This window comes from Pseudomonas sp. FW305-25 (assembly GCF_017351415.1).
GTDB classification, from domain to species: Bacteria; Pseudomonadota; Gammaproteobacteria; order Pseudomonadales; family Pseudomonadaceae; genus Aquipseudomonas; species Aquipseudomonas chlororaphis.
Window position 1 is genome coordinate 1 of record NZ_JACNDE010000005.1, and the last position, 13,235, is coordinate 13,235.

Here is a 13,235-nt window from a genome sequence, read left to right on the forward strand (position 1 = left end):
AATAAGATACCGCGAACACCCCAAAAGCGGTCATTCGCGAAAGGTAGTAATCGGCCAAAAGCGGACATTGGCATGCTACCGCTGTCGGCCAAAAGGAGCCGATGGACTGAGCGATAACTCATTTATAGCTATGCTTGAGTTACTGCCGGAGGGGTAGTAGAGACCCAGGCAAAGCGCGTCTGACATCAGTGTACGGCGGGCCAAGGTGCGTCATCCGTGCATGTGCGCGCTGATCGAAATTGGCTCGTGATCACTGCCGTCCTCTTACCACAACGCAGTGGCAGAAATTCACTACGTCTATTGGAGCGCGGCAGGTGCTGGGCTAGAGTCTCAGAAATCATCAGCCCGGCGAATTACCTTCAGCCGTTACAAGGAAGAGGCTATGCAGATCCAGTATTTGGAGATCGCGAATTTCCGCAAGCTCCTGTCCGTTCGAATCGACCTGGCGAGCACCACTACCCTGTTGGTCGGGGCCAACAACAGTGGTAAGTCCTCCGCAATGTTGGCGTTGCGTAAATTCCTGCTCTCGAAAGCGACTGCTTTTCGCCTCCAGGATTTAACGCTTGCCCACCTCACGACCATTAATGACATTGGTGCCGAGTGGGAAGAGGCTGACGAAACCTTCGAGATACCAGCGGCAAACCAGTGGACGCATTGGTTACCCACTCTCGATCTATGGGTGGAAGCCTCGAAAGGGGAGCTGCACTACATCAAGGATCTGATTCCCAATTTTGCCTGGAAAGGTGGCTGCGTCGGGATGCGTTTTCGACTTGAGCCCAAGGACATGGCCAAACTCTTCACCGATTACCGGAAAGAGCGTAATCGGGTCAAAACGCTGTTGCAGGAGATCTTGAGCAAGACCGAGGAAGGAAAAACCCCGCCCACGCTGTCACTTTGGCCGCAAAGCCTGCATGACTACCTTAACCGGCGCTTGGGGGCGATGTTTACCATACGCTGGTATCGTCTCGACCCGGCGCAGCTCTGCGAACCGGATCCCAAGACTCGTCACGCAAGCCTGCAAGCACTGTCTGCGAATGCACTTCCGCTGGAGAGTAATCCGCTGACCGATCTCATACGCGTGCACGAGATCAATGCGCAGCGCGGCTTCGGTGATAGCGCCGAGGAGTCCATCACTGAGGGGCGAGGTGGTTCAGGGAAAAAACTGACTGAGCAGTTGCGTGCTTACTACAGTCGGCATCTCGATCCTGGTGACAGCCCGGATATTTCGGACTTGGAGGCGCTTACAGCCATTCAAGCTGCACAGTCGGCATTCGACTCCCGACTAACCTCCAGTTTCGCTCCGGCCCTTATAGAGGTGGCAGGTCTGGGCTATCCGAACACTACTGACCCGGCAATCAGGGTAGAAACCCGGCTTTCTCCTACGGACGGCATGAACCATGAAGCTGCGGTGCTGTTCGAGTTGGATTCAGTCGCAGGCGCACCCGGCGCTCCTCCCATGCGCCTCCCCGAAACATCCAACGGCCTCGGTTATCAGAACCTGATCTCGATGATTTTCCAGTTGATGGCATTTCGGGATGAGTGGCTGAGGAAGTACAAAAATACCGAGGAGCAGTCCGACGCCGGCATCGAGCCGATCCACCTCGTGCTGGTTGAGGAGCCTGAGGCTCATCTTCATGTCCAAGTGCAGCAGGCATTCATCAAACACGCCTATCACGTCCTATGTAATGAGCCGCTTCTCAAGAAATACCCGAGGCTCAAAACACAGCTGGTGGTCAGCTCTCACTCCAGCCATGTCGCTCACGAGACGGATTATGCAAACCTTCGGTATTTCCGAAGGCTACCCGCAGGAATGGCCGGTGTACCCATCCCGGTGTCCACCGTTTCTAACTTGAGCGCAGTGTTCGGCGACAAAAACCGTCACAGGCAAACCAAGGAGTTCGTGACTCGTTACTTGCGGGCGCAGCATGCCGATCTGTTCTTCGCTGACGCGGTGATCTTGGTTGAAGGCGCTGCGGAGAGAATGATGTTGCCGCATTTTTTACGCAGTCAATTTCCGTTCCTTGATCGTTGCTACATTACCATCCTGGATATTGGAGGCAGTCACGCACATCGCCTGAGGCCATTAGTCGATGCGCTGGGAATTGTGACCCTGGTTATCACGGATTTGGACGCCGGACTGAAGAAAACAGCGGTACCCGTCAAACGCAAGGCCAAACAAGAAACCAACAACCCCACCTTGCGTAGTTGGGTGAGCGCCCTTGGAATAGGGCACGATGTCGACACCCTGCTGGATCTGGATGAGAAGCAAAAATCGCAGCAGATAGATCACTTGTTTGCGATCCGCATTGCGTATCAGACACCCATCCACATCGTTCTGCCTAAGACTGAAGGTGAAGCCCAGGCGATACCCAACACGTTTGAGGACAGTCTGGTGCTGAGCAATGTGCAGCACTTTGCAACGAAGCAGGGGCGGGGTCTGACCAAGGCCTTCGCCAAAGCGCTGCGTGATTCTGCAACTGTAGACGACCTAGGTAAGGCTTTGTTCGATGCGCTCAGGTCGGGTGACAAGGCGGAGTTCGCGCTACAGGTGCTTGGAGATCCCGACTTCGCCAAGGTCGCTGTTCCAGAGTACATCCGGGAAGGGCTCGTCTGGTTAGAGGAAAAGCTGCAGAAGAAGAGCAAGGAGCTCTTGATTATCCCGACGGCCAGTGTTGAGGTGACTCCTGAATGAGTGCCATAAAGGATGTCGCCGATGAAGTAACGTTGACTGCGGATGACGTTATCCAGGAATGCCTGAATCTGGAGACGCCACGCAGTTTCTTCCTATACGCCGGTGCCGGCTCAGGTAAGACCCACTCACTCGTCGTAGCGGTGAAATCACTCAAGGAACGTGAGCGTCAGCGCCTCACGTTTGAGGGGCGGCAAATAGCGATCATCACGTACACCAACGCAGCCTGTGAGGAAATCGCACGTCGCCTTGAGCACGATCCGTTGGTAGAGGTTTCAACCATTCATGCTTTCTCTTGGAAGATGATCAAGGGCTTCAACGACGATATTCGTGAATGGTTACGTATCAAGCTTGCGAGCGACATTGCTGAATTGGACGACAGGCTCGGTCGGGCGAGATCAGTGAACAAGACGTCCCAGGCTAACCAGTCGAGCCGGGATAGCAAAGCTCGTCGTTTGGCGGTCCTGGATGAAATTCCTGAATTTACCTACAGTCCGACAGGAGACAACGTAAGTAGGCAATCGCTGAACCACAGTGAAGTCATCCAGATGGCTGCAGCGTTTTTACCCCAGCCGCCTTTACTCGATGTTATGGCGGATCGGCATCCGGTGCTGCTCATCGATGAAAGCCAAGATACGAATGGCGCTCTCATGGATGCATTTCTGAAAGCTCAGGCAGCGATTCCTGGGAGATTTTGCCTAGGACTGCTCGGCGATACGATGCAGCGTATCTATAACGACGGGAAGCTAGGGCTTGATGAGGCGATACCATCAGATTGGGCCAAGCCTGAAAAACGTATCAATCGCCGTTGCCCGATTAGAGTTGTCAAATTGATCAATGATATCCGCGCTGGTGCCGATGATCATCTGCAGATACCAAAGCAGGACGCTGCCCAAGGTGCCGTGCGTATGTTCTGCACCCGGCAAGCGCCCGGGCAGGATTTCAGCTTGGAAGACCAGATCGCTGAGCAAATGGAAGAGATCACAGGTGATGCTCAGTGGTCCACCGGCAAAGATGGCCGCAAGACGCTGATCCTAGAGCACAAGATGGCTGCCCGTCGGATGGGGTTTGAGGGCGTGTTCGCTCCGCTCTATGCCGTTGCACATCTGAATACCGCGCTGATGGACGGTACGCTACCCATCCTCAAGGTTTTCTTCGATGGGGTCGCTCCAATCGTCGCCGCAGCCAGTTCGGATGATTTCACGCTCATGGAGGCGGTGCGGCTGCGCTCTCCTTTGCTTGATCCTAAGTACCTGGAGGCTGCTGGCAACAATCAATTCGAGCTGCTGGAGTCTGTTGGAGTGGCGACCCATGCACTCTGCGAGATGCTCAGAGATAACAATCCCTTGATTGAAGAGGTTGCTCAACTCCTCCAGAGTTCGGGTTTGCTTGCGCTGCCTGATCGACTCGTTGCTGCAATGGATCAAGGTGCCACTGCAGACCCAGCACCAGAAACGTCCGATCGTGAGGCGCTTGAAATCCATGCTTATCGGGTTGTCCTGGGGCGTCGTTACTCAGAGATGGCAGCCTTCGCAGGATACGCAAATGGCCTCTCGCCGTACGGTACCCACCAGGGCGTCAAAGGCCTGGAGTTTCCCCGGGTGATGGTCATCCTGAACGACGAAGAAGCCGGTGGTTTTCTGTTCAGTTATGAGAAATTGCTAGGTGTTACACCTGCCTCCGCCACAGATATGAAGAATGAGAGCGAGGGTAAAGACACGTCGCTTTCACGCACACGAAGGCTTCTGTACGTCACCTGCAGTCGCGCAGAGGAGAGCTTGGCCATCGTGGTCTACAGCGCTCAGCCGGAGGTTGCGAGGGAGAGAGTCATTGACGCTGGCTGGTTGACAGCCGAAGAGGTCGTAGTGCTTTAAAGCAACTCTTGAGGGGACGGGCACAGGCGCTCAGGCCCACATTATGTCACTAACGTACTTTGTCCACTGAAGAGTCATGCAAACGGATCTCAAACACCAATGCGCCGTCCTTTCCGAAGAACTGTTTCATCGCACATATGCAAGCAGGAAAGCGGCTCACAGGGAATCCAGAGGACGAGTTATTAGATCTACCGATCAAGGCACAATGAATAACCTCGGTATTCATAGACGCCGCGATCGACCCGTTTGGGGCGATACTGTGCGTTCGCTAACGTCTGCTTTTGGCCGATTCCAGCCTATCGCGACGCTCAGCAAACGCCCCCATCCCGTCTCGCATCCGCCAGCCACTCCATCAACCATGCTGTACAGCTCCTTGGCGCTGTAGATCATCGACCCGGCGCATCGGCGACGTTGATTTCGTAATTGAAGCGGTTTTCCCGCGCCACTTCCTCGTCCAGGATGCGGTAGCCGTTTTCCATTAGCCATTGGCGCAGCCGCTGTTGGGATGCTGGACCGGGCGCTCCTGGCCGCTGTCGAGGATGTCGCGAATCGTCCAAGAGGAGATGTACCTGACCACGCACTCTTGTGCTTATATCGCCCGTCTCGAAAAAGGCCAGGAACATCAGGATGAAGACCCAACGGCTGCCAGCGATGCCGCGCTCATGAAAACACTGTTGATCGCAACCGCCCTGACGCTGCTGGCGGTGTTCTATGTCGGCTACTACCAGGCGCTCGAGGATGGCGATATAGAGACGATCGTGTTTATAAAGCAGCATCCGACGCTTCAAATGAAGTTCTACAACCTGCACGCCAACGATGGCGAGATCAGGAGAGTCGAGCGCCTCACCGAGCAGGAGCGACGCTGGATCATCGACTACTGCCGCTACCGGCTGGGCATCGACACTGCCTTGACCCTTCAGGACGATGTGGAAACCTGCGGGAAAAAATAGCCATGGATTGAACGCCCGGAATGCTCCGCCGGCCACCGCTTAATCACCGCCATACCGATACACCGTCGCGCTCCAATAGCGGCTGCCGCCATTAGGTGTCTGGCGAACCCATCCTTGTGCCTCCAGTTGCCTGGCGATCAGTCGATTCATGAAGCCATGGCCGAGCGTTCGAGGCATCGTTCTGGTGCCAGTACGAAACTGTAGACATGCGAGGCGAGACCAGCGGCTTTGAGGCTCGACGGTCACGCCATCGGCAACAAGTCAGTCTTCGGCCATGGCGCGGGCGTGTCTTGCACCCAGGGTTTCAAACCAGTCGCGGTCGCGGTACCACGCCACGGTGTCGCTAATCGTCAGCTCCAGCGCTCGAAAGTTCAGGCCCAGTTCTTGTTCGCTCTTGCGGTGGTTGAAACGGCTGCGATCCTTCTCCCGGACCAACAGGCGCAAGGTGGCCAGGCTCAGCAGGATGGGCCTGCCGGTCAGGCGCGCGTAGACCTCCTGCACCGCCGCCAGGGTGTAGAGAAGGGGCAGCGGCACGTAGCGAGCAGGGGTCTTGACCCCGGCGATACGCCCGAGTACAGGCATCAGCTCGGCCATGGTCATGTGCCGGCCTGCGGCCAGATAACGTTCGCCTCGCCGCCCGTGCCTGGCCGCGGCAATCTGCGCCAAGGCCACATCGCGGGCATCGACGACGGAAAAGCTGCCGGGGATCAGCCCGGGCAACTTGCCGTGCAGGACATCGTTGACCAACTGCCCCGAGGAGGTCGGGCCCAGGTCGCCAGGGCCCCACATCCAGCCCGGCAGGACCATGCAGGCCTGCATCTCGGGATGGGCCTCGAGGAACGCCAGGACGGCACGGTCGGCGAGGATCTTGCTGCGGTAGTAGCCATCCGCGTTGGCGTCGGCGCGCAGGCAGCTCTCATCGATGGAGCTGCCAGGCGCACCGTCGAGCACGGCAATCGAGGACGTATGGATGAACCGGCGGATACCGGCGCGGTAGGCCTGGTCGAGCAGTTCCCGGGTGCCGATGACATTGATCTTTTCCAGTTCCTGCCAGTGGCTGCCGCCCTTGTAGTTGTCGCGAAAGAACGCCGCGGTGTGAAACACCGTATCGCAGCCTCGCAGGGCCGCGGCGAAGGCCTCGACATCGCCCATGTCGCCAACGACCAGTTCCACGCCCGACAGGTTCTTGAACTGCTGTTCACCCTTGGCCCTCGAGCGCACCAGGGCCTTGACCGCGCAGCCACGCGCGAGCAATTCACGCACCAGGTTGTTGCCCAGCAGACCGGTGGCGCCGGTCACGAATGCACGACGCATGGCTCAACCCTCACTCGGTTCGGCTGACGGCATCAACACCGCGCTGTCGAAGAACACCTCTTGATGGATGGCCAACCCGTCCTTGAAGGTGAAGTGTGCGGCGTAGTGCACGGCAATAAAGCGTCCATGGGGCGCAAGCACTCGGTCCGGCAGCACCAGGGGCGCTGCAAAGGTGCCGCTCAGCATGGCCGTCAGCGCCAGACGATCGGCCCCGACGGCGAACGGGTTGAAGATCACGTGGGCATCGGGGAAGGCTTCGAACAACGCGGTTTCTCGTTGGCGCATGGCCTCGCGGCCCACTTGTATCCCCATGCCATCGAGGTAGGTGAAGTCTTCGCTCACCAGCGCCAGCAGCGCCTCCACATCGCGGCGGTTGAAGGCATTGGCGGCGTGTTGCGCATAGTCGTTGGGGCCAATCGGCATACAGTCCATTCCAGTCGTTTCCAGGGCCTGTAGATATACCGTCGAGCCCCCTCTCGAAAAACAGCGACTCCTGCATAATGGCTTTGCATATATGCAAATCAGGGAGCAGATGAAACATGGTGTCGGAAGCGAATTGGGACGATCTTCGCCTGTTGTTGGCCGTCTCGCGGCGTGGCAGCTTTCTGCAAGCGGGCCAGTTGCTGGGGATCGCGGCGTCTACCGTGTCCCGTCGGTTGACCCAGCTTGAGGAGGCGCTGGGCGAGCCGCTCGTCGAGCGTGGTGTCGAAGGATGCCGGTTGACCTCGCGGGGCCAGTCCCTGGTGGAGGTCGCCCAGGCGGCGGAAGCGGGCTTGAGGCGGCAAACCGTAACCGGCCTGTCCGCGCTGGACAGCGAGCTGTCGGGCAGTGTCCTGGTCAGTGCGGGGGAGGGCTTTGCGTCGTGCGTGCTGGAGGCTGCGAGTCGCTTCACCGCGCTTCACCCGCGTTGCACGGTGGAATTGCTGGTAGCCGCCGACTTTCACAAGATCGTGCGCGGCGTGGCCGATATTGCGGTGCGCACCGCGCACCTGGGCGAGCCGTCATTGATTTATCGACCCATGGGCCGGCTCGCCTACGGGGTCTTCGCCGCTGCGGATTATCTGCGGCGGTTTCCACATGTGACGCCGGCCACGGCCGTCAATATCGGCCTGCTGCCGCCGCTGGACATGTTGCCGCAAGTGCGCGCGGCCAAGGCCGCCGGCCTGGAGCGCGCGCAGATCAGCGTGAACTCGTTCGCCCTGCAGCTGGACGCGGTGAGGCGTGGCCTGGGGGTGGCGGTACTGCCGCGTGTTCTGGCGCAGGACCTGGTCGGCTTGTTCCCGCAGCTCCAGCTTCCTGATATGGAGGTCTACCTGGTGACCCGGCCACAGGCATTGAAGCAGGCTCATATCAGCTGTTTCTTTGCCATTCTGCAGCAGGTGCTGCTCGACGCCCTTGCCCTGGAAACGGTTGAAAGTGACGCCTTGGGGGCGAGGGCTGAGGGGTGAAGCGACCCCCGGTTTTCCTGTGTGTTATGCATGATCGGCAGAGCGCGGTCAGAAGCAGGCACTCGGAAACTCAACCCTGCACCAGGTAGGCTCCGGACGGAACCCGATCGCGCAGCTTCTTGCATTTGCCGGGTTTGGGCTGATGCCCCGGCGGGCGATCGGGAAACCAGATTCGACATTTACCCGGAGGCGGCCGATGGCCACGGGGAATCTCAATCTCCTCGTACCTGGGGGCTGGCTCGGCGGACGTCATTCGCAGTTGCCCTTCGGGGCTTGGCCTGCCATCCGTCGGCCAGTCTGCTGCGCTCTGCGCCGCTTCGCGGGTGAAGCTCTCAGTGCGGCGCTCAGTGTCCGGAGTGGGCTGCTCAGCCGCGACAGTTTCTGCTGCACGGCGCCTTTTAACCTCTTCTTCCAGGCCCTCCCGTACGGCAACCAGACGCTCGTCGGCGTTGGGTGGGTTATTCGACGCCAGGGCCTTCTGCGCCGCCTGGATCAATTGGAGGTTGCGATTGCGTAACGCGAGGTTGCGACCAACCCGCATATTGGAGCGCGTCGCCAGCGCTTCAGCCTGCTGATACTGCCCCTGCTGGAGACGCAACACGCCGAGGTAATGCAGCGTCGCGGGATTGTTCGGCTGGATATGCAATGCACGCTCCAGCGTGGCGGCGGCCCGGTCCAACTGGCCATCTGCATACTGCTGCGAGGCGGATTCAATCAGGGTTGTTGAAGCGTTGTTACTTTGCTGAGAGGCTTTGCGCTCGGCCGCAACCGAACAATGCGACGCGGCTGCGCAGAGCGCCAGGATCAGACCCGGCAGAAAACTCTTGGTTGGCATCAGGGGGCAGACTCGGTTGATCATCGACGGCACTGGCGTAAAACAGGCCTTCAGCGCTGCTCGGCCGGGGGTTTGTTCACTGTCCCGTCATGACCGATGAAGGGGCTGCTATCGACCTGGCCCGTACCCTGAAGTTCCTGCAGGAACGGCCAACAGGTGGGCAAGTCCTTGCAGTTACCCATGAAAAAAGCAGAGGTGTGTATGCCGCCATTCAAAATGCGCGAGCTAAGCCGTACCGATACGCAAGCGCTGCTGGCGTTCGAAACCCGGAACCGTGAGTGGTTCGAATCCCATATCGAGGCGCGCGCCCCGGCCTTTTATTCGTTGCAGGGCGTCGCCGAGCATATCGAGGGCTACCTGGCCGCTTTCGCGGCCGGCACCTGGTATCCCTTGGTGATCGAGGATTGCAGCGGAAACATCATCGGTCGCGCCAACCTGAAAAACATCGATACCGCGCAGCGCTCCGCCGAAGTCGGCTATCGGATTGCCCAAAGCGCCTGCGGCCAGGGGCTTGCGACACAGGCGCTGCGGCAACTGATCGAGCAAGCGCGGACGCGCTGGCAACTGACGCAGCTGGTGGCTTATGTCTACAAGGAAAATCTCGGCTCGACCAAGGTCGTGGAACGCTGCGGGTTCTTGCCGGAGCAGCCCGCAGAAGACGGCAAGGCGGGAGCCGAGCGCCGGTTCGTTCTCCCGATCTAGATAAGGGCTGTGGCCCTTTACCGCACTCGCGACTCTGACTGCTGGCCTGTAACCGCTACGTCGCGTCAGTCAGCCGGATAGCGCTTACCCGCGCCGCTCGGCCACCAACAGCAACGACTGCGGCACCGGGCTTTGCGGGTGCTGCGGTTCCTGCAGGCTGGCGAGCTGGAAGCCGGCCATGTCCAGGGCGTTGAGCCAGCTGGACAGGGTGCGGAAGTACCAGGGCATGGGTTGCCACTGACCCTTGAAGCCGGCGAAGGTCTCTTCGCGCCAGCCATCCTGGTAGTCGCCGGCCGCGGCGCTCCACGGATGCAGGGTCTGGATCGCCAGCGCGCCGCCCGGGGCGAGCAGGGCGTGCATGGCGGCCAGCAGCGGGATGATGTCCTGGTGCAGCAGGGCGAAGTTGGCGCAGATCAGCTCGTAGTCGCGGCCGATGTCTACTTGCGCTTCCGCCAGCGCTGCATAGCTGGCCACATGCACCGTTGCCGAGCCCGCCGCCCGCGCCGCCTCCACCAGGGCCGCATCGCCATCCACCCCGACCGCCTCGATGCCCCGTTGCGCCAGGGCGCGCAACAGCCAGCCTTCGCCGCACCCCAGGTCGAGCACGCGCTCGGGCTGGCGGCCCAGCACCGCCAGCAGGATCGCCTGGTCGGTGACCTCGACGCGGCTTTGAATGGCGCCGCCGCGAATGGCGTCGATCCAGGCCTGGGCATTGTGGTGCCAGCTGTGCAGCAGGGTGGATTCGGGAGTCGGCATGTCGGTGTCCAGCGTCAGTGGTGGGGGCTACGGGGTCGCTAGCGCTGACGTTAGCAGGCGGGGCGCCCGGGTCCAATACATCGTTCGCCAATACATCGTTCCATGTCGGGCCCTATGCCAAGCTGATTGAAGCCGCGGACCTGTCCTGGCTGGTGGGGCTTGTCGGCGGATAGCTCAGTTGCGGGAAGCAAGGCGCCTGGAGTGAAAATCCCAGCGCCTTTTTTAATGGATATAGCGTTCTGAGGCGGAGGGCGCTGGAGATGAAAAACGCCTCTACTTTTTGGCTCACGCCGATTAGAGTTGCCGACTTTCGCAAGACGGCGCGACAGCATCCGCCCGTCTCTCAAGGAGGAGAGTCATGCAGTACTTCGATCGTAGTTCCGTACCACCGCCAAGCCTGTTGCAGAGCCGGGAGGCCAACGCCGACAGGCAGGTACTGGTCGATTATTTCCTGGCTGACAAGACCAAGAGGGCACAGAGTCGGGTCCCGGAATCGCTTGTCGATCTGAATGAAGACTCCGTCCGTCTTGGTCTGAGCCGGCTGTTTCACGGCAAATGTGCGTTCTGCGAGCGGGCGGAGGTCCCCACGGCCATCTATCGATTTCGTCCGAGGTCGCAGGCCAGCCCATTGAAGCTAACGCCGGATGCCCACCTGTATTACGTCTGGCTGAGCAGCGCCTGGGAAAACCTCTACGCCATCTGCAAGGGCTGCGAGCCCGAGCGAGCGGACTACTTTCCTGTTCGGGGCAGCCGCTCGCCTTTGCCTTCGGCGCGGCAGATCGAGGCCTATGCCCAGGAGAACATGGGGCTATGGCGCGACTACCCGCTCAAGGAGCAGCCACTCCTGCTCGATCCCTGCGAACAAGTCGGCCTGGCCCGCCATCTGTCGGTCGATCTATCGGGCCAACTTTATGCGCTGAGCGAGCGTGCGGCTGTAACGATCGAGCATTTCAAGCTCAATCGTCTGCAGGTACTCAAGCAGCGCAAGATCAAGCTGAAGCGCTATTTTGACGAACTGATCGACAGCTGGTTCTTCCGGTCGGGGGACGAAAGCCCGCCGTTCATGCTCTTCGATTTCGCCGCGCTGGACTTTGGCGGCTGCTGGTACCTGCTGTGCCGGCGTATCGTCCTGGCGCTTGCAAAGTCCAGGGTCTCGCCGGCAGTACTGGCTCCTGAGCGTATCGAGGAGACATTGCGAGCACTCTCCAATAGTGCTGATGTCTTCGACTGGTTTGGAGACCTTGAGTCCCAGTTGGCAGAGTCTGTGGTACAGCGATTCGTCCCGGCTTCGCAACGGGTGAAACCCTTGCCACGTGAATACCCGCCACTGGCATCGATTCGCTTCAACAATTTCAAGGGCATCGAGCAGCTCGAACTGCAGATGCCCGCTGTACAGTCGACGCGGATTTCAGGTACGAAGCCACCTCAACCGGCCCTGCTGATACTTGGCGAAAATGCCGCCGGTAAAAGCTCCATCCTGGAAGCCACGGCCCTGGTGCTCAGCGGCGACAAGGCCTGTAGCAAATTGCCGATCGACATTTCCTCGTTGCCCCTGGACCCGGAACTGCTGGGGGTAGAGCGCGCGCCGCGATGCCGCTCAGCGTCCGTGGTCGCGATGTTTCAGGATGGTAGTAAGCGCGATCTGACCATTGAGGAGGGGATGTTCTGGCACGACGGCACACACGTTGTGCCTCCGGTCTTCGCTTACGGCGCATTCCGGCAATATCAGAAGCAGGTGCGGCGCTACAGCCCGAGCAAATCGATCATCAACCTTTTCGACTCGACAGCCTTGCTGTCCAACCCGGAAAAGTGGCTGCTGGGCCTCAAGCCGGACGAGTTCAACACTGTGGTGCAAGCCCTGCGGGGCATCCTGTCCATCGAAGGTGCGTTCGATGTCATGGAGCGCGACGAGCAGAACCAGCGATGCCTGATCGTTACTGCAGCAGGGGATGACCAGCTGTTGTGCCGGACCCCGCTGAGCCTGGCTTCATCCGGTTATCGTTCGGTACTGGCGATGGCCTGCGACATCATCCAGGGCTTGATGAATCGGCGTATCAACCCGTATTTCGAAAGCTTGGAAACGGCCCAGGCGGTAGTGCTGATCGACGAAGTGGAAGCGCATCTGCACCCGCGCTGGAAAATCCAGATCATGCGGGCGCTGCGCCAGGCGCTGCCCCAGGTCACCTTTATTGCCACCACTCATGATCCGCTGTGCCTGCGCGGCATGCAGGACGGTGAGGTGATCGTCATGCAGCGGGTACCCAGCGAAAAACGCTCCGATATCCAGTGGCCGGTGATGGTCGAGCAGCTGGTCCGCTTGCCGGAGGTCAGCCAACTGACTGTCGAGCAGTTGCTCACCTCGGACTTTTTCAGCCTGACCTCTACTGACCAGCCAGATACCGAGCGTGAATTGGCTCACCTGGCGGATCTGCTGGGTGCCCGGGGAAGAGGGGAATTGCTGGCGCCGCCACAGCAGGAAAGGCTGCGTAGCCTTGAGCGCAATATCAGCGCTGCCTTGCCGGTCGGTTCCACCGAGGTCCAACGGCTGGTACAGGAGGCTGTTGTCGAGTACCTGGATAATCGGCGGCGGGTATCGACGCACAAGCTCGGGCAGCTGCGGGTCGAGGCCAAGCAGCGCATCCTCGGCATTCTGGAGGGGCTCTGAAT

General features: G+C 59.6%; 10 protein-coding genes and 2 pseudogenes. 6 read left to right on the forward strand and 6 right to left on the reverse strand.

From position 1 onward, the window contains the following. Positions 1-382: 382 nt before the first annotated feature. Together J4E58_RS06660 and J4E58_RS06665 are read left to right on the forward strand one after the other, a co-directional pair. Complete coding sequence (locus tag J4E58_RS06660; protein ID WP_087092140.1) at positions 383-2,692, forward strand: AAA family ATPase; 2,310 nt, start codon at positions 383-385, stop codon at positions 2,690-2,692. Continuing rightward, positions 2,689-4,563 (forward strand): UvrD-helicase domain-containing protein, encoded by a 1,875-nt coding sequence (locus J4E58_RS06665; protein WP_087092139.1) that lies wholly within the window; start codon positions 2,689-2,691, stop codon positions 4,561-4,563. Before J4E58_RS06660 ends, J4E58_RS06665 begins: the two co-directional genes overlap by 4 nt. A gap of 363 nt (positions 4,564-4,926) precedes the next feature. Here the strand turns inward: J4E58_RS06665 and J4E58_RS31900 are convergent. Continuing rightward, positions 4,927-5,116, reverse strand: a pseudogene (locus J4E58_RS31900) (tRNA (adenine-N(1))-methyltransferase); the annotation flags it as partial. A gap of 109 nt (positions 5,117-5,225) precedes the next feature. Here J4E58_RS31900 and J4E58_RS06675 point away from each other — a divergent pair. Next, a complete protein-coding gene (locus J4E58_RS06675; RefSeq protein ID WP_087092138.1) occupies positions 5,226-5,513 on the forward strand; it encodes a hypothetical protein in 288 nt (95 codons plus the stop codon). Between the two features lie 39 nt (positions 5,514-5,552). Here J4E58_RS06675 and J4E58_RS31905 read toward each other — a convergent pair. From J4E58_RS31905 to J4E58_RS06685, 3 genes and pseudogenes are all read right to left on the reverse strand, one after another. Further along, a pseudogene (locus J4E58_RS31905) lies at positions 5,553-5,678 on the reverse strand (histidine phosphatase family protein); the annotation flags it as partial. Between the two features lie 96 nt (positions 5,679-5,774). Then, positions 5,775-6,827, reverse strand: a complete 1,053-nt coding sequence (locus tag J4E58_RS06680) for an SDR family oxidoreductase (RefSeq protein WP_087092137.1) — start codon at positions 6,825-6,827, stop codon at positions 5,775-5,777. 3 nt (positions 6,828-6,830) lie between these two features. Beyond that, positions 6,831-7,250, reverse strand: a complete 420-nt coding sequence (locus J4E58_RS06685; protein WP_087092136.1) for an ester cyclase — start codon at positions 7,248-7,250, stop codon at positions 6,831-6,833. Positions 7,251-7,366: 116 nt separating this feature from the next. Here J4E58_RS06685 and J4E58_RS06690 point away from each other — a divergent pair, with 116 nt between their 5' ends. After that, a complete protein-coding gene (locus tag J4E58_RS06690; RefSeq protein ID WP_087092135.1) occupies positions 7,367-8,275 on the forward strand; it encodes a LysR family transcriptional regulator in 909 nt (302 codons plus the stop codon). A gap of 70 nt (positions 8,276-8,345) precedes the next feature. On the opposite strand, the gene J4E58_RS06695 is transcribed toward J4E58_RS06690, so the two are convergent. Further along, positions 8,346-9,110 (reverse strand): lipopolysaccharide assembly protein LapB, encoded by a 765-nt coding sequence (locus J4E58_RS06695; protein WP_087092275.1) that lies wholly within the window; start codon positions 9,108-9,110, stop codon positions 8,346-8,348. Positions 9,111-9,311: 201 nt separating this feature from the next. On the opposite strand from J4E58_RS06695, the gene J4E58_RS06700 reads away from it, so the two are divergent. Further along, positions 9,312-9,812, forward strand: coding sequence for a GNAT family N-acetyltransferase (locus J4E58_RS06700; protein WP_087092134.1), 501 nt, complete (start codon positions 9,312-9,314; stop codon positions 9,810-9,812). An 84-nt stretch (positions 9,813-9,896) separates the two neighbouring features. On the opposite strand, the gene J4E58_RS06705 is transcribed toward J4E58_RS06700, so the two are convergent. Next, a complete protein-coding gene (locus tag J4E58_RS06705; protein ID WP_087092133.1) occupies positions 9,897-10,568 on the reverse strand; it encodes a bifunctional 2-polyprenyl-6-hydroxyphenol methylase/3-demethylubiquinol 3-O-methyltransferase UbiG in 672 nt (223 codons plus the stop codon). A gap of 358 nt (positions 10,569-10,926) precedes the next feature. Here J4E58_RS06705 and J4E58_RS31910 point away from each other — a divergent pair, with 358 nt between their 5' ends. Beyond that, a complete protein-coding gene (locus tag J4E58_RS31910; protein WP_256583224.1) occupies positions 10,927-13,233 on the forward strand; it encodes an AAA family ATPase in 2,307 nt (768 codons plus the stop codon). The last annotated feature ends 2 nt before the right edge of the window (positions 13,234-13,235 follow it).